This is a genomic window from Vibrio sp. 1CM24A (genome assembly GCF_023161725.1).
GTDB lineage: Bacteria > Pseudomonadota > Gammaproteobacteria > Enterobacterales > Vibrionaceae > Vibrio > Vibrio coralliirubri.
Genome location: NZ_JALNTS010000006.1, coordinates 190313 through 210031, shown reverse-complemented (window position 1 = coordinate 210031; position 19719 = coordinate 190313). Strand labels below are relative to the sequence as shown.

Genomic DNA, 19719 nt, shown 5'->3' with positions numbered 1-19719 from the left:
CGGAAGCTGTGCCTGTAAAAGCCTTTGCAAAACAAATATCTGCTACGCGCGATCACCGTTTATTGGCAGAGTCTCTTTTTGAGTACTTAGCTAAAATGCTTGCTCCAAAAGGGATTGGGATATTTGCTGAGCCGATACCGGAAAGCGATTCGTTGCCGTTGTTTTGTTACGGTGAATTAACCCCTCTTGAGAATTACCCCTCTACATTTTGGCCTTGGGTTTCACAGTTTGATACCGCAGACGGTGTTTTACCTATGGCAATCAATACCTGTAACTGGGATCACATAAAAGTGCTCGGTGGGGAGTCGTTCATCATGATGCTCGACAACGCGCCTGCCTGTAGAACTTATTTAATTGTTCAAAATTGCGATGCCGAAAAGATCAATCAAACCTTCGACCAAGATCTAGATGTTCTTCAACTTGCCGCCGCTCGCTGGCAGTGTATTCGTGCTGAGAAGAACGCGGCACTTGAGATCAAACACAGAGACACACGTGAAGCTCAATACCTTGATGAGATTAAGCTTCGTGAATTGTTTGTCGAGAACATGAAGCTAGTTCATCAGGTGGCGTTAGAGCTTTCTAATCCCGAAACTTTAGATGCACTCTATAAAGCATCAGTAGAAGCCGTACGCGATCGCCTAGGCTTTGATCGTGCGATCTTCATGTTGCTTGATATGAAAAAGCGCTGTTTTAGCGGCACTTACGGCACCGATGAAACGGGTAAAACCAACAGTGAACATCATACTCAATATGATTTACACCAACTTGAAGCTGAATACATTGAGGCGCTGTCTGACAACCACACCAACTTAGTTATTATTGAACAAGCGCCACTCTACACCGAAGGCAAGGTGGTGGGGCAGGGCTGGAATGGGATGCTTATCTTGCGTGAAGGGGATAAACCGGTCGGCTGGATTGCGATGGATAACTACATTCACCGTTCACCAATCACCAATTATCAAAAGCAGATGCTTGAGTCCTTCGGCTCGCTGCTCTCTCAGATATACATTCGTAAACGCCAAGAGCAGAACATACGCATGCTGCACTCTAGCATGGTTGAGTTGTCTCGCTGCGACAGTGTTAGTGAGGTGTGTAAGTCTGCGGTTAGCTTTGCTATTCAACACCTAGGCATTGACCGATTGGCGGTTTTCCTGACGGATAAGAATTGCAGCTACATGCAAGGTACATGGGGTACGGATATAAAGGGCGATATTGTCGACGAGTCCTACTATCGTTCAGAGCTGGTGGAACGCAACATTGTTTCAGCGGCTCGCGCTTGTCCTAATCAAGTCGCATTTGAAGAATCAGTACCTATCTATCATGACTTTAATATTGTTGGGGTAGGTTGGACGGCAATGACCATGCTCACCACCAATACGGGTGAGCCGATTGCGTTTATTGCCGCCGATAACTTGTTAACACGCAGCCCTTTAACTTCCCAGCTTCGCGAAGTGATTCGGATCTTCGCCTCTAGTCTTGCTGAGGTGCTGCAAAGAACCATGGCGCAAGAGGAGCTTAAAAAGCTCAATGAAACGCTTGAGCAAGAGGTCAGTAAGCGCACTCAAGAGCTTGAAAGAGCCAATGAACAGTTGGATATCATTTCTAAATTAGACCCGCTGACGCGCCTTGGAAATCGTCGTATGCTGTCGCAGGTGTTAGAAGATCTAAACTGTGACGATCAAGGAGCGTTTGCCACACAACATGAAGTCACATTTGGATTGATCCTCGTCGATTTGGATCATTTTGGTTTGTACAACAGTGTTTATGGTCATACCGAAGGTGACGCTGCTTTACGCTCGATAGGTAAGATACTGAATAACCATGTTTATAGTGAACAAGAGACCTTCTGTCGTATTGGAGGAGAGGAGTTTATGTTGTTGATGATCGGCACTCATCATTCAGAAACTAAACAGCGTGCAGAGTCGATCAGAAAATGCATTGAAGAGGCGAAGATCCTTCATTGTGAAAGCAGCACCAGTCAGTATTTAACTGCATCTGTCGGCTATGCCTCGATAACCTCAGACCAGCATCAATTCGATTTTGATCTGCTGTATGGCAAGGCAGACAAAGCCTTGTATCAAGCCAAAGACTCTGGGAGAAATCGAATCGTTTCTGCGTTGAAACGTAAAAAGGTCGCAGTTTCAATTTCTTAGTGCGGTATCTGTTTCTTCTTAGCGTAAAACGAATGAAGCCGTGATGATCACTATGTGGTCATCACGGCTTCGTTCTTTTTCGTTTACTTAGATTTTATGCTTACTTAGATTGCTGGTTAACTAAAGCTTTTCCAATGTGCTCTTGCGTGCTTTGCTTGTGACTCGCTTTGGCTTCTTAACTGCTTTGATTGCTTGAGCCGGGCCCCATGACTGACTTGGTGAACCAGCTTCAGCATAGAGGCTCTGATTGAGCTTCGTTAGTTCAGTTTCAATCACTTCTATTGTCTCGTCGCTCAAGTCTGGATTTTCTGCTTTCCATTGTTCAAACAAGGTTCTGGTCATCACGCCATCTTTCGTTTTTAGAGCTTCAATAAGCGCTTCTGCTGTATCTGATTGACGTTCAACTATGCGTGTTGGTTTTGTAGTTACACCACGTCGTGACCAGAAATAGAAAGCCATCGCTGAGCTGATTAACCATAAAACAGCAAACACAGCGGTGAGATAAGGCCAGATCCCAGGGCTATCCACAGTAACAACCGTCGGGCTTACCTGTTGGGCGGGCGTAGCAGTCACTGGTGGAGTGCTTGACGCTGCGCGATCACTTGCTTTTACAGCTAACTCTAGCCCTTGCGCTTTGCTGGTTTGTTCTGATTGCAAATCGGTGTTAAACCAAGCTTGAGACACATCAGGAAGCGAGATATTTCCAGCCTCTTTCGGAATCAATACTTGCTTGTAAACAACGACAGCATCACCTGACTGAGTTGTGCCAAATTGCGGCTTCTCTTCATAAACACGTACCGAATTAGGGTAGGTGATATTCAGTTTTGGCAGCTGGTGTTGCGTTAAGTTACTAGCCGTCATGGTGATGGTACGAGTTAACGAATCACCGGCTTCCATTTCAATTGTTGGGGTACCGCCTTCTAAACCATTACTATTTCCCAGTTGATTGCCTTGGCTATCTGACCATTGTTGAATCAGTTTGAAGTTTGATGTTGGTAACCACTCACCTTGGTAGCCTTTTGGCACCTCTTTGACGGTGACATCTAAGGTTTCAACAGGTGTATCGAGCTGGAACAGACGCGTTGTACGGGAGTTGTTGGTTGAGTAAACAACGGCTCCAGTCAGCTTCGGTCCGTTCAACTTAAACTGTCCGGCCTTTTGTGAGGAGATACGGAAAGACTGTTGAACTACCGTCACCTCTTGTCCATTGAGAACATCTTGAAATTGCTTCGATTCACCAATAGGTTCCACATCTAAGCCCGGCGAGCTCGGTGGCGCTATTTTAGGATCTTGCAGTCTTCTTGGGTCAGCTTTTATGATGAGTTTTACATCAAGCTCAGCCACTTCTTGTGGGTATAGAGAGCTTTTGCTTAGATTAAGTTGAAACTCAGCCATATCATGTTGAGTGGGCACAGCTTTATTAACGGCAACATTGATGGTGATTGGCTTGGTTTTCGCCCCTTCAATATCGAAACTAGGTATTTGTATCTTGCCCAAACGCAGTGGAGCAAGGCTGATGTTCCATTCACTTGACACCGAACGGCTGCCATTGACGATTCGCATCGACGACCCAAAGTTTGGTGTGCCGACATAAAAATCCTGCTGGAGCGCCGTAAGATCTAACGCGTCAGAAGAGACCTTTTCATCGGTTGCGACTCTAAGAAGAAATACTTCATCTTTGGTGACACTGTTATGTGAAACACTCGCCACGGCGTTTGCAGCCAATGCTGAGAAGGACGAGAAAGCTCCCAACAACAATGTTAGGAGTACGGATAAAAATGGCTTATTTAGAAATCGCATGGTTACCACTTTTTGTTCTGGTTGTTAGGAGCACTTTTTTGTCGTGCTTGTAAAGTCATTTGCGCTTTAAGCAGTTGGCTCGGGTCACGGGCGCTTTCTACTTGCTCAAGTTTTCGCATGTCCGGATCGCTCGACAGAGGTTGATCTGAGGTTTGTGCTACAGCTTGCTGACCATTTTGCTCACCATCTTCTTTTGAAGCTTGTTGTGCGCTAGCACTTTGAGGTGTAGCGCCTTCTTGGTCACTCTGTTTCTGCTGATCACTCTTACTTTGTTGAGCGGCAAGCTTGTCGTTTTGTTTAGACTTTTCAGAGTCAGATTGATTTTCAGGTTGGCCTTGAGCTGCGTTTTGATCTTGGCTACCACGTTGATCTTGGTTACTGCTTTGATCTTGCGACTTGTTATTGTCTGTGGAGCTTTGCTGTTGATCCTGCGAGCTTTGCGAAGAATCATTTTGCTGACCTTGCTGACCTTGCTGACCTTGCTGACCTTGCTGATTTTGGTCTTTCTGGTCTTTGGAGTCAGAATCGCCTTGCTGTTGCTGTTGCTGTTGCTGTTGCTTCTGAGCCTGTTCGACAATCTCTAGGTTCTTCTTCGCATAAGCATGTTCAGGGTTGCTTTCAAGAATACGTTGATACTCTTGGGTCGCTTGGTCGTACTTACCTTGTTGGGCTTGAGCGTTAGCAAGGTTGTAGCGAGCATCTTCACTAGAAAGCTCTTGCAGCGTCTGCTCTGCGGCTTCGAAATCACCGGCTTTGTATTGAGCAATGCCTTTCCACTCTTGTTGGGTGAACTGTTCAGCAGCTTGTTGGAAGTCCTCGTCCTGATACAGCTGATAGCCTACTTGATCATCGGTTTTCCACGGGTTCGCAAACGCAGTATTTGGTTGGCTAAAAGAGATAACTCCAGCTAAGGCACACCAAACAACCCCTTTCCTGAATAATCCAAGTGCCGGAAGTAATAGCAAAGGCAGTAACCAGAAACCGTTGTTCACTCTGGTGTTGAGTGAGTTTTTGGTCTTGGTTACTTCCGATGTTGTTGCAACGCGGTCGAGGTAGCTCGCGATGTGTTCAACATCTGAGTTATCAAATTGAACTTCAGTGAACGTGCCACCATAGCTGCGTGTAAGCTCGCGCATGTTCTCTAAGTTAGTTCTTGCCACCACGGTTTGTCCTGAGTCGGTTTGCAGCATCGAACCCGTAGGTAACGAGATTGGCGCACCGCTTTCAGTCCCGACGGCTAAAATCGACAATGTCCAATCGTTGCCAGAGAGTAGGGAGTCGATCTGTTTCTTCTCTTGAGCATCAATATCGTCAGCAATCAGAACTAGATCGCCTTGGTAGATATGAGCGCGAGTCATCATATCAATCGCAAGCTTAACGGCTGATGCGGCATCACCGCCTTGATAAGGCATGATATCTGGCGATAGGTTAGGGACTAGGTTCTTGATGGTGTTGATGTCTGAGGTTAGCGGGCTAATGGTGTAAGCATCTCCAGCATATGCCACCATGCCTGTTAGCCCCTCCTTCCATAATGAAAGCAGATCCAGAGCCTTGTATCGGGCTTGCGTTAAACGATTCGGCTTAATGTCGGTGGCATACATAGACATCGACATATCCATGATCACAACTCGTGCCTGCGTTTTTTCGAAGCTCGGCTGTTCGTTTTTCTCAAAGCTTGGTCCAGCTAATGCAATAACGCCGACCAGCCACCAAATACCGAAGTAAGTACTGCGATTTTTCGATGGCTTACTCGATTCAGGCGCCAAGTATCGAGCGATGTGTGACGCGAGTAATCCTTGTTTGGATTGTCTCTTGCTCAGCCACCAAATAGCGGGCAATGCTGCAAGCGCCAAGAACCAATATGGGTAGATAAAAGTAAAGTTAGACATTGTTTCTCCTAATGGCTAACAGCATAAATGCGAAGAACATTGCCGCCGACAGTGGCCATACAAACCACTCTTGTTGCGGTCGCCAGATCTTAGTGGCGTTCGTCACGGGCTCTAACTGGTTGATGGTGTCGTAAATCGTCGCTAACTCTTTGCTGTCACGTGCTCGGAAGTACTGACCGCCGGTGCGTTTGGCAATTTCTATTAGTGTGCGTTCATCCAAATCTTGAGCAGTATTGACTTTGCGCGTCATGAAGAACTCTTTGACCATCATCTCGCCTGCACCTACACCCACGGTGTAAATCGTCGCGTCGTATTTCTTTGCAATATCCGCCGCTTCTAGCGGGTCTAATACCCCAGCAGTATTACTGCCGTCGCTGAGTAGAATCATTACACGCTGAGGAGCGTCGCTGTCGACAAAGGTTTTGGTGGCAAGGCCGATACCATCACCGATCGCAGTTTGAGTACCAATCAGCTTTAGCACAGCTTGATTGAGTTGTTGTGAAAGCGTGTCTCTATCTAACGTCAGTGGTGTCTGCAAGTAGGCGTGATCAGCAAATAGTACCAATCCGACTCGGTCACCTTTACGACGCTCAATAAAGTCACTCAATACTCGTTTCACAGCCGACAAGCGGTCGATGTATTCGCCATTGAACTGCATGTCTTCTTGGCTCATCGAGTAGGAGAGGTCGACAACCAACATCAAATCACGATGCTTCGGTTGAAACTCCACCGGTTCGCCATACCATACAGGGCGTGCGCTCGCCGTAACCAGCAGAAGCCAGATAATCACGGACAACGCCTTTGGTAAGCGACTGCTCGGTGTTTTGGTATTGCTGTCTTCGGGCAAAAATGGAAGCCTTAGGGCATTGCTCGATTCTGACTTTGGTGAGAACAAGTAAACGAGCAACGGCAGTGGCGCGATGAAGAACATCCACCACCAAACGAACTCGATGTTTAGCAAGTCCCTGCTTAGAAACATAGTGCTTAGAAAATCACTCATAACGACCTCGCTTAGGAGGAAGGGCTTTACGAAGCCATATTTCGCAGTCATTAATCAATTGCAGCTGAGCCTTTTTCTGTTCGTCGTTCATTAGGGCTACATCTTGATAGAGCGCTTGTTGCCACTGGGATTGTTTTGCTACAAACAACGGCTTTTTCAATTGTGCGTCTAAGAACTTCAACCAATCATTGCCTGCTAGACCTGCCACTTTTTCTCGTGGGAAGTAGCTCAATGCTGCCTGACGAAGGATGCGTTGTGCTTCGCTCGGAGACAAGCGATTTGAAGACTGACGATTACTGAAGTAAGACAGCGCTTCTTGCTTCGCCTGTTGATTGTTTTTTCTACGCTTTAGAATAAAAAACACCAAGGCAATCAAGGAAATGGCTGTGATAATCACGGCCCACCAACCCCACGCCAAAGGCCACCAAGTCGGTGCGTCTGGCGCAATAACCGGACTTAAATCTAAGGGCTGTTTCATGACTGAGCTCCTGATATCTGGCTCATGAGTGACTGCGCACTCGACAGCGAGCTATAGGGTATAGCGAGAGACAAACCCATCTGTTGCAGCTGCTGTTTCTTAAGCGAAAAAGCATGGTTAAGCTTTTGCTTTTCTTTATTAGAAGAGAAATTAAACCATTGAGTTTTGCTGCCATCGGTGACCTGCTTAGAACCTTTATAGGCGGTTTCACCTTGCTCTAGCGGATCGTAGAAATGCACCAGACGTACTCTGTTGTGCCTCCGAATTTGACTGATAAGTGAGTAGTCACTTTCTTGGTAACGCACAAAGTCACTGAGCATAATAATATCGCTTCCTTTAGGGCAAAGCTGGTGCAGAGATTTCAGCCCATGCTCTAAGGTCGTGTCATTATGATTGTCATGATTAGACAGTGCCGCATTATTGATTTCTATGACTTTTTGCAAAATACGCAGTGGAGCATGGTTGCTTGCACTTGGCTTAATCTCAATGACCTCTTTGCCAGTATCGATCACCGCGCCAATTCGGTCTTTTTGAGCCACAGTAAGCCAGCACAGTTGGCTAGCAAAGTGAGCAAGTTGAACCGATTTCAGCAGCAAGGTTGAGCCAAAAATCATACTGCTTGATAGATCCAAGAATAAAATGACAGGCTGTTCTCTCTCTTCAGAGAAAAGCTTGGTATGCGCTTTGCCCGTTCTGGCTGTTACACGCCAATCAATGCTGCGAATGTCATCGCCCGCTTGATATTGACGAACCTCAGAGAAATTCATCCCGCGACCTTTGCGGTTGCTCTCGTGTTGACCATTGAGTTGAGACCAAAGGCTCTTGGCTGGAGGCAACCAACGAACAGACTGCGCTTTGTATTGCAGCAGCTCATCCAAACTTAACGTGACGCCGTCACTATGATTAGGTAGTTGATTATTCATGCGCGTATCCCTATGCGCTGCCAACCAATGAAATAAGGTGTGTGATCACTTGGTTTGCGGTGACACCTTCAGCTTGTGCGTGGTAGCTGCGCAGTAGACGGTGGCGTAACACAGGGAATGCCATCGCTTGAACATCTTGGGGTGTAACATAGTCGCGTCCTGCAAGCCAAGCGTGAGCGCGGGCACAACGGTCTAACGCAATGGTTGCACGCGGGCTGACACCCATGTCTAACCATTGATCAAGTTGGTCACTGTATTGCTTAGGTTGGCGAGTCGCCATTACCAGTCTGATGATGTACTGCTCAATGGTGTCTGCCATGTGAATGTTGAGCACTTCTTGGCGCGCTTCAAAGATCGTTTGCTGAGATATCTGTTGTGGCTGAGCTGATTCGTTGCCTTGAGCCTCACCACGGTTGAGTCGTAAGATCTCCAGCTCGCTTTCCATATCTGGGTATTCAACTTCTAGGTGAAGTAAGAAACGGTCTAACTGAGCTTCCGGCAGCGGGTAAGTCCCTTCTTGTTCAATCGGGTTCTGTGTTGCCATGACCAAGAATAGCTCAGGCAGCGCATAGGTCTTTCGACCGGCAGTCACTTGTTTTTCTGCCATCGCTTCCAGCATTGCCGCTTGAACTTTCGCCGGAGCACGGTTGATCTCATCCGCTAGAATCAATGAATTGAAAATCGGACCTGATTGGAAGGTGAACTCTCCCGTTTCTGGTCGGAAAATATCGGTACCCGTCAAATCAGCAGGCAACAGATCGGGAGTGAATTGAATACGATGGAAGTCACCCTCAACACAGTCAGCCAGTGATTTTACTGCGCGAGTTTTTGCTAAGCCGGGAGGTCCTTCAACGAGGATATGACCATCCGCTAGAAGGGCGATCATCAGTTGCTTAACGAGCTCTTTTTGACCAATGATTTGAGACTCTAGATAGTTTTGAAGGACTTCGAAATTTGTTTTATGCATTTTGGACTCTCTGGGTATCCATTTGATTTTTATTTTGTGTATTGGTCACTGATTTCGAGGAAAAAGTTCCAGTACATTTGCGTAATTTATTTTTTCAAAATTGGAAAGATTTACAAGTGGTTAGCTAAAAACATCGTTAGGTTGTGATTATTACCATATCAATTGGTTTTTATATACAAAAGCTCAGCGGTGGGGAGTGGTTTGAGTTCGGTTGGATCTAAGGGCTGAGAGCTAAAATCGACTCTCGACAATGTGGTATTTGCCTAGTTAATTCATGTTCAAGGTGAATGTTTTTAATTGTTACATCATATTTGCAGTTTTTTGAGAGAAAAGTCTCTAGTTTTATTGGTTGTGGCCGATACATCACTCAGATTGTGCATTGCTTGTTGGAGTGCACTAAAAAAGTCCTGTTCAGGGTATACCAATAACGAGCGATTCTTTTTAAAGGTCCAAATATGTTTAAAACTAACTCTCTGAGTATCAAGCAAAAAGTTGTACTTGGAATTACCTTTGCGGTTCTTGCATCGACAGTGATTGTCGGCGCAATGGCACAACAACAAGCAAGAGATGTATTAAGTCATCGATTGATCGATATTGAACTTCCAGGAATGCTAGAGCGAATCAATGGTGAAATTGACCGCGAAGTCTCTCAGCTATTGCTAGCGGCGGAGCAAATTGCTTCAAATGAATTTATTTCTGATGCTATCGAATCGACCGATCGCGATCCGGCATTAGAAAACAAGCTGGTGAAACAACTGAACAATGTTCGTAACCAGTATCAGTTGAATGATGCCTCAGTGGCGAACCGTCAAACGGCGTATTACTGGAACCAAAATGGTTTCCTACGTCAGTTAAACCAACAGCAAGATGGTTGGTTCTTTGGCTTTACGCAATCTGGACAGCCGACCATGGTGAGCATGTTCCAAGAAGCCAATGGCGAAGTGAAGATGTTTGCTAACTATCAGCAGCCTTCTGGTTTGGCGATGTCTGGTCTATCAAAGTCGATGGATGACATGGTTAATCTGCTGAACGGTTTCAAGATTGAAAATACCGGTTTTGTCTTCTTAACCGATAGCCAAGGTGATGTTCAAATTCATCGCGAGCGTTCTCGCAGTGACTCTTCACTTCAACAACTTTACGGTCCTCAAGCAAGCCAACTACTGAACAAGTCGGGCTTCAACCTGATTACTACAGAAAGCCAAGGCCAAGAGCTGTTTGTGGCGAGCTTGTATGTGTCTTCAATGGACTGGTTCGTTATTGGTGTAGTACCAACAGGCGAAGTATTTGCTGAGCTAGATGCAACAGCGCAAAAGATGTTGATCATGACTGCGGTTGTGGCATTAGTGTTTATCCTAATGGGCGTAGTTCTGGCGAACAGCATTACTCAACCTATTAAACTTCTGGCTAAGCGTTTCGGTGACTTAGGTGAAGGTGACGGTGATCTTGCACAGCGTATTGAAGTGAAAGGCAACGATGAAATCGCACAGCTTTCGAAGGGCTTCAATGGGTTCATTGAAAAGATTCACGAGTCGATGAAAGAGGTGTGTTCGACAAGCCAAGCGCTTCAAGTGGCGGCAGAGAGTGTTTCTAACAAAGCCCACATCACCCACGACAACAGCCAAGAACAGCGCGACCAAACGCTTCAAGTGGTGGCTGCCATTAACCAAATGGGTATGACCATCAGTGAGATTGCATCAAACGCGGCAACCGCAGCAGAAACGGCAACACAAGCGTCAGGCAATACGGAAGTAGGCCGCTCTGTGGTGAACAAAGCAAAAGACGCGATCAGTCGTTTGGCGCAAGATATTGAAAGCACGGGTCAGGTAGTAGAACAACTGGCTTCTACAACTCAAGACATCGGTTCTATTCTGGGTGTTATCCGTGATATTTCAGAGCAAACTAACTTACTCGCATTAAACGCGGCGATCGAAGCTGCACGTGCCGGTGAGCAAGGACGTGGTTTTGCGGTGGTAGCAGATGAAGTACGTAACCTAGCAAGCCGTACCGCAGATTCAACGGAAGAGATTCAAAAGATGATCAACCAGCTGCAAAGCGATGCAAAAGATGCGGTAACGGCAATGAGTACGGGTAAGGTGATTACCCTTGAAGGTGTATCGGCGTCGGATGAAGCGGTAGACGTGCTGAGTGGTATTTCAGACCGTATCGTTGATATCACAGACCGTAACACTCAAGTGGCAACGGCAACGGAAGAGCAATCAACCGTAGTTCACACCATCAACCAGAACATTGAAGAGATAAACGCCATCAACGAAGTGACAACGGGCACTGCTGAGCAACTTGCTGAGGCGAGCCAAGAGCTTCGAGACCTTTCTTCTCGTCTGGATAAGATGGTTGGTTCGTTTAAGCTTTAATCCCTTTAAGCTGTAGCATGGCTTAGAAAGAGACATAAACTAAGAGCTGGATTCATTTAATCGTGAATCCAGCTCTTTTTATTTTGTGGGTTTGTTTTCTTTTAACGAACCTTAGCTTGATCTGGTTTCGGGCTTTGCACTCAATCACCCTAGCATCATAGGGCGTAAATGAGTAAAATCTCGTTAGGTTTAATATTTAGGTAAGTATCATGAGCGATTTTGAAAAAGAACTAGAGCAGATGACTCAAGAGATGGGCGATGAGCCTGAGGTGAAACTGCCATCACTTGAAGAGCAAAAAGCAATTGTTGCTGAGTTCAAGCGACTAGAAGCGGAAGGCAAACTGACACCTGAAGTGTTAGAGAAGCATTTTGGCCAGTTCAACAAACAGAATGATACGCCAATTCACTAAGTTGATTTAGACAGGTTTCATGTCTAAAAGAAGTGATATTAGCGGTTGGGTTCATAGCCTAACTAAAAGATAAAGGTCTAGCGGTTGCTAGACCTTTTTTATTGCCGTTAACGAAAGACCGAGTAGCTGGCTCATGAACTATTCAATGTAAGTGAAACCGTCTCCAGCACATAAAAAAATCCCCCTTACTGAGTAAGAGGGATTCGATATGGGCAAGTTATATCCTAAAAGGCTAAGCGATTAGTCTGTGCCGTATTCTTTGTACAAACGACGACATGCGCGGCCATCGCTGTGGAACAGGTGGCAACGGTGCGCTGGAATACCAATCGCCAACTTGTCACCTGATTCGATTTTCAACGTGTCTGGCTGGCGATAGATAACATCAGCATCGGCACTTTCAAGGTTTAGGTAAACCTGAGTTTCGTTACCTAGTTTCTCTACCATCATCACGTCAGCTTCAATCGTCGCGTCACCTGATTCAGCAGACATCAAGTGTTCAGGGCGAATACCCAGAGACATACGATCGCCAGCATTAACCGTCGTCCCGTCAACAGGAATCCAGAAAGTCATGCCATTAGAAAGTTGTACCAATACGCGTTCTGCTTCAGCTTGTTCAATGTGTACCGACATGAAGTTCATCTTCGGCGAACCAATAAAGCCAGCAACGAAACGGTTTTGAGGGTAGTGGTAAAGGTCAAGCGGCTTACCGACTTGAGATACATAACCACCATCAAGAACAACGATCTTATCCGCCATTGTCATCGCTTCCACTTGGTCGTGGGTAACGTAGATCATGGTACAACCCAGTTGACGCTGTAGCTTGGTGATTTGCGAACGCATTTGAACACGTAGTGCAGCATCTAGGTTTGATAGAGGCTCATCAAGTAGGAATACGTTTGGTTGAGAAACCAGAGTACGACCAATCGCAACACGTTGACGTTGACCACCAGAAAGCGCTTTAGGTTGTCGCTCAAGAAGATGACCAAGCTGAAGGATTTCTGCAGCATGTTCAACACGCTTGTCGATTTCAGCTTTATTTGCGTTAGCTAGCTTAAGACCGAAAGACATGTTGTCGTATAGGTTAAGGTGAGGGTAAAGCGCGTATGATTGGAATACCATACCTACGCCACGCTTTGACGGTTCAACGTCATTCATGCGCTTGTCGCCAATGTACAAATCACCAGACGTAATGTCTTCTAGACCTGCGATACAACGTAATAGCGTCGATTTACCACAACCTGATGGTCCAACGAATACTACGAATTCACCTTCGTTGATGTCTAAGGTTACGTCCTTAGAAATCTGTACATCACCATATGATTTATAAACGTTTTTTAACGTGACACTCGCCATCTAGCTTGTCCTCGATCGATCAAATTTTAAGTTTTACTGCTTATCATTATAAGAAATTTTTGGGTCAGCAGTAACTGTAGGAATTGGTAAGTATTGAGTGAGTAAGAAAAAAAGTGGGTGAGACTCGGCTTCTTTAACCAAGCCCACCCGTCATAGCCAAACTGATGCCCATTTCCCCCACATCCAGCTAAACCTCCCCCGTGATTCAATCACAGATTTAGCTCGATGCTAATATAAGACACCAGCGGGCAGTGAAGCCAACTAAATGAATAATGCGTCAACGCATAACACTTGCCGGTAAAGGGTTCTTACTATCCACTCTTGGATGAATGCAGTTTCGGTGAATTGGCGTAAGGGTACATCCTCCTAATGGAAAATTAACTAGGGGGAGTAGGAGGGGAGGAGTAGATAAATAGGGTTATTAATAATTGGCGATCCAGTTCAAATAAATCCACCCCATAACGGTGACGTTGATCACGATGAGTATGCGTTTTGTGATTGCAGTCTCTAATCTGACCGGATGGTGATCACGAATTTAAGCCATAATAGCTAGGGCGTAGTGGCTAGGATGATGAGCTAGGGTCTGTTTTCTCAGATCATAACCTCCGAAAACTGGCTCATCTTGGTAGATGTGCCCTACGTATAAATATAAAAAGGATATTCACATGAAAAACGCTCTAAGCGCTGTAGCTCTAGGTACAATAGTTGCTCTGGGTTCTTTTGGTGCAAATGCTGCTATCGAAGAAGGACAACTAACAATCTGGGTAGGTGGTGACAAAGCTTATGAAGGCATGGCTGAAGTAGGTAAACGCTTCGAAGAAGATACTGGTGTTAAAGTAACCGTCGCTTTCCCTGACAAGCTAGAAGAGAAATTCCCTCAAGTAGCTGCAGCTGGCGATGGCCCAGACATGATCTTCTACGCACATGACCGTTTTGGCGGCTATGCAGAAGCGGGACTTCTTGTTGATATCAAACCTTCTAAAGAAACTAAAGAAGGTATCGTAGACTTCGCATGGGACGCTGTTTCATACGAAGGTAAAACAATCGCATACCCTGTTGCTGTTGAGTCAGTTTCTCTAATTTATAACAAAGCGCTTGTTCCTAACCCACCTAAGTCTTGGGAAGAAATCCCAGCACTTGATGCTGAACTTAAAAAAGACGGCAAGAAAGCAATCATGTGGCCTCTACGTGGCGGCGCTTACTTCACATGGCCTCTACTTGCAGCTGACGGCGGTTACGCATTCAAACAGACTGCAGAAGGTTACGACATTAAAGATGCGGGCGTAGCGACTGACGGTGTTCAGAAGTCTCTAGGTTTCATCGAGAAGATGGTACAAGACAAGGTTATCTCTGCAGACATGGATTACTCAGTAGCTGAGTCTGAATTCGTTGCAGGTAACGTTGCAATGACAATCAACGGCCCTTGGGGTTGGGAAAACATCAAGAAAGCTGGCGTAGATTACGGCGTAACAACTTTACCTAAGTTCAACGGTAAAGCGTCTAAACCTTTCGTTGGTGTATGGGCGGGTGGTATCAGCACTGCGTCTCCAAACCGCGACCTAGCTGTTGAGTTCATGGAAAACTACCTACTAACTGATGAAGGTATGAAGAGCCTGAACGACGACAAGCCACTAGGCGCTGTTGCTCTTAACTCTTTCCAACGTCAACTAGACAGCGATACTCGTATTGCAGCAACAATGGACAACGCGATGAACGGTGAAATCATGCCTAACATCCCTCAGTTCACAACATTCTGGTACAGCATGGAAGAAGCGATCGGCAACGTAGTTGACGGCCGTCAATCAGTAGACCAAGCACTAAAAGCTGCTGAAGGTCGTATGGTTAAGTAACACCCAGGCACTACCTTTTAAGGAGGGGGTAACCTCTCCTTACTTTTCTATTTTTTATCTATATCGCTAGCAGGTTCCTCTATGCAGTCAGTTCAAGGTACAGATGCTATCCCAGCACCATCAAGCCTTCCAGGCAGTAAAAGCGTCTTCATCAAATGGGGGTTGCTTGGTAGCGTTGGCTTAATAAACGGCTACGCTACAATTCTAATGTATTCTCGCGGTGAGCTCGCTTTTGCGCTGCTTACGGTGATCTTAACGGCTTTGGCACTTTACATTTTTGGTAGTAAAAAAACTTACGCCCACCGTTATATTTACCCAGGTATTGCCGGAATGATCTTATTCATTCTTTTCCCATTGGCATACACCGTAGGGCTTGCGTTTACTAACTACAGTGCAAAAAACCAGCTTTCTTTAGAGCGTACTCAAACCGTTCTTTTAGACCGTTCATTCCAAAGCGGTGAAAGTTATCCATTTACTTTGTACAAAACAGATGACGGTCACCAGATCGTCGTGAAAGATGGCGACCAGCTGTTGGCAACTGACGTATTTTCTCTAGACAATATGACAGAAACAGAGATGGACCTATCTGTAATCGAGTCTGCGCAAGGTGAAAAAGAGAAGATCAAAGCGATCATCCAAAACCGAGCAGCAATCAGTGGTGTTGATTTCAATCTACCTGACGGTGGTGACATCCGCATGAGTGGCTTACGTAAGTTTGCTTCTGTTGCTCCGCTTTACACGCTACAAGACGATGAAGAAACGTTAATCAACAATGAAACGGGTGAAGTTCTCAAGCCAAATATGGATGTGGGTTTCTACCAGCGTGTTGATGCAAATGGTGAGTTTACGGGTAATACCATCTCTCCAGGTTTCGTGGTTAGCATTGGTACGCATAACTTTGAGCGTGTATGGAAAGATGACGGCATTAAAGAACCATTTATCAGCATCTTTATTTGGACGGTTATCTTCTCGGTATGTACCGTAGCGTTCACGCTAGTTATCGGCCTTGTATTGGCTAACATCGTGCAATGGGAAGAGTTGAAAGGTCGTTCTATTTATCGTGTTCTACTGATTCTGCCTTACGCCGTACCCGCGTTTATCTCGATTCTTATCTTTAAGGGTCTATTCAACCAAAGCTTTGGTGAGATCAACATGGTGCTCGAGAATATCTTCGGCTTAAGCCCGAACTGGTTCTCAGACCCTATCTTAGCGAAAACCATGGTGTTGATGGTTAACACATGGCTAGGTTTCCCTTACATGATGATTCTATGTATGGGTCTGCTTAAAGCGATTCCTGATGATTTATACGAAGCGTCAGCAATCGATGGTGCGAACTTCCTTGATAACTTCAAGCGCATTACGTTCCCATTGATGATTAAACCGCTTACACCGCTATTGATTGCAGCGTTTGCCTTTAACTTCAACAACTTCGTAATGATTCAACTATTGACGAACGGTGGCCCGAACATGATTGGTACTTCTGAGCCAGCGGGTTACACAGACTTGCTTGTAAGCTACACGTACCGAATTGCATTCGAAGGCGGCGGCGGTCAAGACTTCGGTCTAGCAAGTGCTATCGCAACGCTTATCTTCCTATTGGTTGGTGCACTAGCGTTACTAAACCTTCGTTTCACTAAACTGTCTCAAGATTAAGGAGCTCGACAATGGCTATGGTACAAGGTAAAGGCCTTAAATACCGAGTGTGGGCAACGCATGCAGTGTTGTGGTGCTTCTTGGCAATGATTATCTTCCCACTACTGATGATCATCGCGATCTCGTTCCGTGAAGGTAACTTCGCAACCGGTAGTTTGATTCCAGATAACCCATCATTGGAACACTGGAAGTTAGCATTAGGTATGTCAGTGACGAATGCTGATGGCTCGGTAACGTCACCTCCGTTCCCAGTACTGACTTGGTTATGGAACTCGATTAAAGTGGCAGGTGTTACATCGATTCTAATCGTGGCACTGTCAACGACATCGGCTTACGCATTTGCTCGTATGCGCTTCAAAGGTAAAGAAACTATCCTGAAAGCGATGATGATTTTCCAAATGTTCCCAGCAGTATTGGCTTTAGTAGCAATCTACGCGCTGTTTGACAAACTTGGTCAATACATTCCGTTCTTAGGCTTGAACACACACGGTGGTCTAATCTTCTCTTACCTTGGTGGTATTGCACTGCACGTATGGACGATTAAGGGTTACTTTGAAACGATTGATAACTCTCTGGAAGAGGCTGCAGCCCTTGATGGTGCAACGCCTTGGCAAGCATTCAGACTGGTTCTACTACCGCTGTCTGTGCCAATCCTAGCGGTTGTGTTTATCCTATCTTTCATCGCGACGGTGGGTGAGGTACCAGTAGCGTCTATCCTACTTACAGATGTGAACTCTTACACGCTAGCAGTAGGTATGCAGCAGTACCTATACCCTCAGAACTACCTATGGGGTGACTTTGCGGCAGCGGCTGTACTATCAGCACTTCCGATTACTATCGTGTTCTTACTTGCTCAACGTTGGTTAGTTGGCGGTTTGACGGCAGGTGGTGTAAAAGGATAAGCTGTACTCTATAAGAAAGAAAAAGAGCGACCGTTAGGTCGCTCTATATTGGCATTTTTATTACATCATTTGGTTTGGCCGCCGATCAGTAATAAAAATAACCCTCAGGTTACGCATAGCTGGCTACTAATCAGGTTCCTTACGCTATTAATGATTAGTGGTTTTTGTAACTCTAACCCAGGTATTTACTTGGGTTTTTTTATGCCCGCTACTTTTTGTTTTGTCTTTGTGTCTGCTTTACTCGTCAACTCTAGTATCCATCACCGTTATTGTGCTGATAAGCGCTTTAATATTAAAAGCTTCGAGTCACTTCTCTCCTACACATTTCTTGACTCATTCCTCTTACTTGAAGGCGTGAACGAGTCTCACAAATCAGACACTCAGTATAAGGGGCTGTTGATCTATTGATATATTGCTAATAATCCAATGCGTGATACTTCAATGATTTGTATGCAACAAATGATGAAATTGCACAGAAAGTGCATATAGAAACGGGATGTGGCTGTGAGTTTTAAATGGTTATAACTCAGGGATATGAAACTACACTGGAGTTATAGTTGAGAGCTAATGATCAAAACGCCGGGATGGATGAACATAGAATGGGTAGCTACAGAATGTGGATAATGAGTTCTAGCTGCTAGAACTCTTTGCTTGAAGGTGCGCAACCTAAATGCTGCAGTAATACATAGATGCTCTCTTGATCGAGTGCGACACGACGAAACAGATCCGCAAACGTTGGGTCGCCGCCGAAGCACGTCTGGATATAGTGGTTGATTTCATTGCTGTCGTAGCCTTCGACGTACAAAGTTCTAACCCATTGATACTCAACAGCCTTCAAATTGTTCAGTGTAGATTCGCTAAGAGTGGGGCGTGTGACGCTCAAGTGTGGCTCCGGGAAATTTAAGTACATCCATTATGATTGGCGGTATTTAATCAGAGCAAAATGACGACTTTATTACAGTCCAAATAAATCAGTGAACAAGTGCCGATTCATTTCAACCTTTGGCTGGGTATCACGCTCTTGTCGTCTGTATTGGGTGTGCAGCGGATTTGGCGGTGTAGAGCTCGAAGGTATCAAATAGATCAATGCCAAGCAGGCGCTTGGCATTGTAATAAGGTTTTGTAGGGGGAGGGCTGCTGGTGGACCTTATTTCAGGTACTTCACGTGAGCTTCCATCTCTTCACCAATCTGTTTTCGCATGTTCATTAGGCGAATAGCCGAATCTCGTAATTCGATGTCTTCTGGCGTCTCTGGTATCCACTCTGGTACTTTAGTCGGGTTACCATTCTCATCAACAGCGACCATAATAACGATACAGTGAGTTGTTAGGCGGTTATTGAGCTCTTTAGGGTCGCTTGCTTGCACGTCAATAGCGATATGCATTGAAGATGAACCTGTGTAGATGACCTTTGCACTTACCTCCACAAGGTTGCCTACATGAATTGGGGCAACGAATCGAATTCCGCCTGCATAGGCTGTTATACAGTATTTACCGCTCCAACCTGCAGAACAAGCGTAGGCTGCTAAATCGATCCACTTCATTGCTGCACCACCATGAACTTTACCACCAAAGTTCACATCCCCGGGTTCAGCTAAAAAACGCAGAGTAACGTCTCGTTTACCATCTTGTCGGCTATTGCTACTGCTCATCTATCTTCCTTCATTATTATTTTGCTGCATAACATGCTTGTTACTTGCTAGTAACAATATACTTAAGATGACATAAGTTAAAGCGGATAATCTCACGGTTAAGACTATTTTTTTCAAACAGATGATCAGTTGATGAATATTGGTGCTTAAAGGCGTATCAGGCGAATGGCAAACATGGATGAAGTGATATTAAGCAAGAGAATAGAAATACTGATTAAGTCACTAGATAGGTCGATTGCAAAAAAAAACACCTAGCGCAATGCTAGGTGTTTCTAAGCCGTGTGGTACTCATGTCGGTACCTTTTTTATGTTAGCCAA

At 45.4% G+C, this 19719-nt stretch carries 15 protein-coding genes; 6 read left to right on the top strand and 9 right to left on the bottom strand.

What is annotated here, in order from left to right; translation table 11 throughout:
• Positions 1-8 precede the first annotated feature (8 nt).
• Positions 9-2153 carry a GGDEF domain-containing protein gene (locus tag MSG38_RS14840; RefSeq protein WP_086968690.1) on the top strand — a complete coding sequence of 715 codons (2145 nt, stop codon included), beginning with the start codon at positions 9-11 and terminating at the stop codon, positions 2151-2153.
• A 120-nt stretch (positions 2154-2273) separates the two neighbouring features.
• On the opposite strand, the gene MSG38_RS14835 is transcribed toward MSG38_RS14840, so the two are convergent.
• The 6 genes from MSG38_RS14835 to MSG38_RS14810 are packed head-to-tail and all read right to left on the bottom strand — an operon-like array spanning position 2274 to position 9210.
• Complete coding sequence (locus tag MSG38_RS14835; protein WP_086968688.1) at positions 2274-3953, bottom strand: BatD family protein; 1680 nt, start codon at positions 3951-3953, stop codon at positions 2274-2276.
• 2 nt (positions 3954-3955) lie between these two features.
• Entirely contained in the window at positions 3956-5842 is a 1887-nt protein-coding gene (locus MSG38_RS14830) for a VWA domain-containing protein (RefSeq protein ID WP_248402095.1), read from the bottom strand.
• Positions 5835-6842 carry a VWA domain-containing protein gene (locus MSG38_RS14825; RefSeq protein ID WP_017065686.1) on the bottom strand — a complete coding sequence of 336 codons (1008 nt, stop codon included), beginning with the start codon at positions 6840-6842 and terminating at the stop codon, positions 5835-5837. The genes MSG38_RS14830 and MSG38_RS14825 overlap by 8 nt, the downstream gene beginning before the upstream one ends.
• Positions 6835-7320 carry a DUF4381 domain-containing protein gene (locus MSG38_RS14820; protein WP_086968684.1) on the bottom strand — a complete coding sequence of 162 codons (486 nt, stop codon included), beginning with the start codon at positions 7318-7320 and terminating at the stop codon, positions 6835-6837. The genes MSG38_RS14825 and MSG38_RS14820 overlap by 8 nt, the downstream gene beginning before the upstream one ends.
• Positions 7317-8243, bottom strand: a complete 927-nt coding sequence (locus MSG38_RS14815; RefSeq protein WP_050643351.1) for a DUF58 domain-containing protein — start codon at positions 8241-8243, stop codon at positions 7317-7319. Before MSG38_RS14815 ends, MSG38_RS14820 begins: the two co-directional genes overlap by 4 nt.
• 10 nt (positions 8244-8253) lie before the next feature.
• A complete protein-coding gene (locus MSG38_RS14810; protein WP_048609793.1) occupies positions 8254-9210 on the bottom strand; it encodes a MoxR family ATPase in 957 nt (318 codons plus the stop codon).
• A gap of 455 nt (positions 9211-9665) precedes the next feature.
• Here MSG38_RS14810 and MSG38_RS14805 point away from each other — a divergent pair, with 455 nt between their 5' ends.
• Positions 9666-11582 (top strand): methyl-accepting chemotaxis protein, encoded by a 1917-nt coding sequence (locus MSG38_RS14805; RefSeq protein ID WP_061037975.1) that lies wholly within the window; start codon positions 9666-9668, stop codon positions 11580-11582.
• A 209-nt stretch (positions 11583-11791) separates the two neighbouring features.
• Positions 11792-11992, top strand: a complete 201-nt coding sequence (locus MSG38_RS14800) for a hypothetical protein (protein WP_010431457.1) — start codon at positions 11792-11794, stop codon at positions 11990-11992.
• A 240-nt stretch (positions 11993-12232) separates the two neighbouring features.
• On the opposite strand, the gene malK is transcribed toward MSG38_RS14800, so the two are convergent.
• The gene (gene malK, locus MSG38_RS14795; RefSeq protein WP_048609791.1) at positions 12233-13345 is read right to left on the bottom strand and encodes a maltose/maltodextrin ABC transporter ATP-binding protein MalK; all 1113 of its coding nucleotides are present in this window, start codon (positions 13343-13345) and stop codon (positions 12233-12235) included.
• A gap of 665 nt (positions 13346-14010) precedes the next feature.
• Here malK and malE point away from each other — a divergent pair.
• The 3 genes from malE to malG all read left to right on the top strand — a co-directional run bounded on the left by malE (position 14011) and on the right by malG (position 17750).
• A complete protein-coding gene (gene malE, locus MSG38_RS14790) occupies positions 14011-15195 on the top strand; it encodes a maltose/maltodextrin ABC transporter substrate-binding protein MalE (RefSeq protein WP_017060048.1) in 1185 nt (394 codons plus the stop codon).
• A gap of 81 nt (positions 15196-15276) precedes the next feature.
• The gene (gene malF, locus MSG38_RS14785; RefSeq protein ID WP_050620445.1) at positions 15277-16848 is read left to right on the top strand and encodes a maltose ABC transporter permease MalF; all 1572 of its coding nucleotides are present in this window, start codon (positions 15277-15279) and stop codon (positions 16846-16848) included.
• Positions 16849-16859: 11 nt separating this feature from the next.
• Complete coding sequence (gene malG, locus MSG38_RS14780; protein WP_019822930.1) at positions 16860-17750, top strand: maltose ABC transporter permease MalG; 891 nt, start codon at positions 16860-16862, stop codon at positions 17748-17750.
• 637 nt (positions 17751-18387) lie between these two features.
• Here malG and MSG38_RS14775 read toward each other — a convergent pair.
• Entirely contained in the window at positions 18388-18633 is a 246-nt protein-coding gene (locus tag MSG38_RS14775) for a hypothetical protein (protein ID WP_026084480.1), read from the bottom strand.
• A 264-nt stretch (positions 18634-18897) separates the two neighbouring features.
• The gene (locus MSG38_RS14770; protein ID WP_019822926.1) at positions 18898-19401 is read right to left on the bottom strand and encodes an acyl-CoA thioesterase; all 504 of its coding nucleotides are present in this window, start codon (positions 19399-19401) and stop codon (positions 18898-18900) included.
• Between the last annotated feature and the right edge of the window lie 318 nt (positions 19402-19719).

Excerpts from the sequence above, each read along its gene's own strand:
- MSG38_RS14835 (WP_086968688.1), bottom strand. The coding sequence starts at position 3,953 with ATGCGATTTCTAAATAAGCCATTTTTATCCGTACTCCTAACATTGTTG.
- MSG38_RS14830 (WP_248402095.1), bottom strand. The coding sequence starts at position 5,842 with ATGTCTAACTTTACTTTTATCTACCCATATTGGTTCTTGGCGCTTGCA.
- MSG38_RS14825 (WP_017065686.1), bottom strand. The coding sequence starts at position 6,842 with ATGAGTGATTTTCTAAGCACTATGTTTCTAAGCAGGGACTTGCTAAAC.
- MSG38_RS14820 (WP_086968684.1), bottom strand. The coding sequence starts at position 7,320 with ATGAAACAGCCCTTAGATTTAAGTCCGGTTATTGCGCCAGACGCACCG.
- MSG38_RS14815 (WP_050643351.1), bottom strand. The coding sequence starts at position 8,243 with ATGAATAATCAACTACCTAATCATAGTGACGGCGTCACGTTAAGTTTG.
- MSG38_RS14810 (WP_048609793.1), bottom strand. The coding sequence starts at position 9,210 with ATGCATAAAACAAATTTCGAAGTCCTTCAAAACTATCTAGAGTCTCAA.
- MSG38_RS14805 (WP_061037975.1), top strand. The coding sequence starts at position 9,666 with ATGTTTAAAACTAACTCTCTGAGTATCAAGCAAAAAGTTGTACTTGGA.
- MSG38_RS14800 (WP_010431457.1), top strand. The coding sequence starts at position 11,792 with ATGAGCGATTTTGAAAAAGAACTAGAGCAGATGACTCAAGAGATGGGC.
- malK (WP_048609791.1), bottom strand. The coding sequence starts at position 13,345 with ATGGCGAGTGTCACGTTAAAAAACGTTTATAAATCATATGGTGATGTA.
- malE (WP_017060048.1), top strand. The coding sequence starts at position 14,011 with ATGAAAAACGCTCTAAGCGCTGTAGCTCTAGGTACAATAGTTGCTCTG.
- malF (WP_050620445.1), top strand. The coding sequence starts at position 15,277 with ATGCAGTCAGTTCAAGGTACAGATGCTATCCCAGCACCATCAAGCCTT.
- malG (WP_019822930.1), top strand. The coding sequence starts at position 16,860 with ATGGCTATGGTACAAGGTAAAGGCCTTAAATACCGAGTGTGGGCAACG.
- MSG38_RS14770 (WP_019822926.1), bottom strand. The coding sequence starts at position 19,401 with ATGAGCAGTAGCAATAGCCGACAAGATGGTAAACGAGACGTTACTCTG.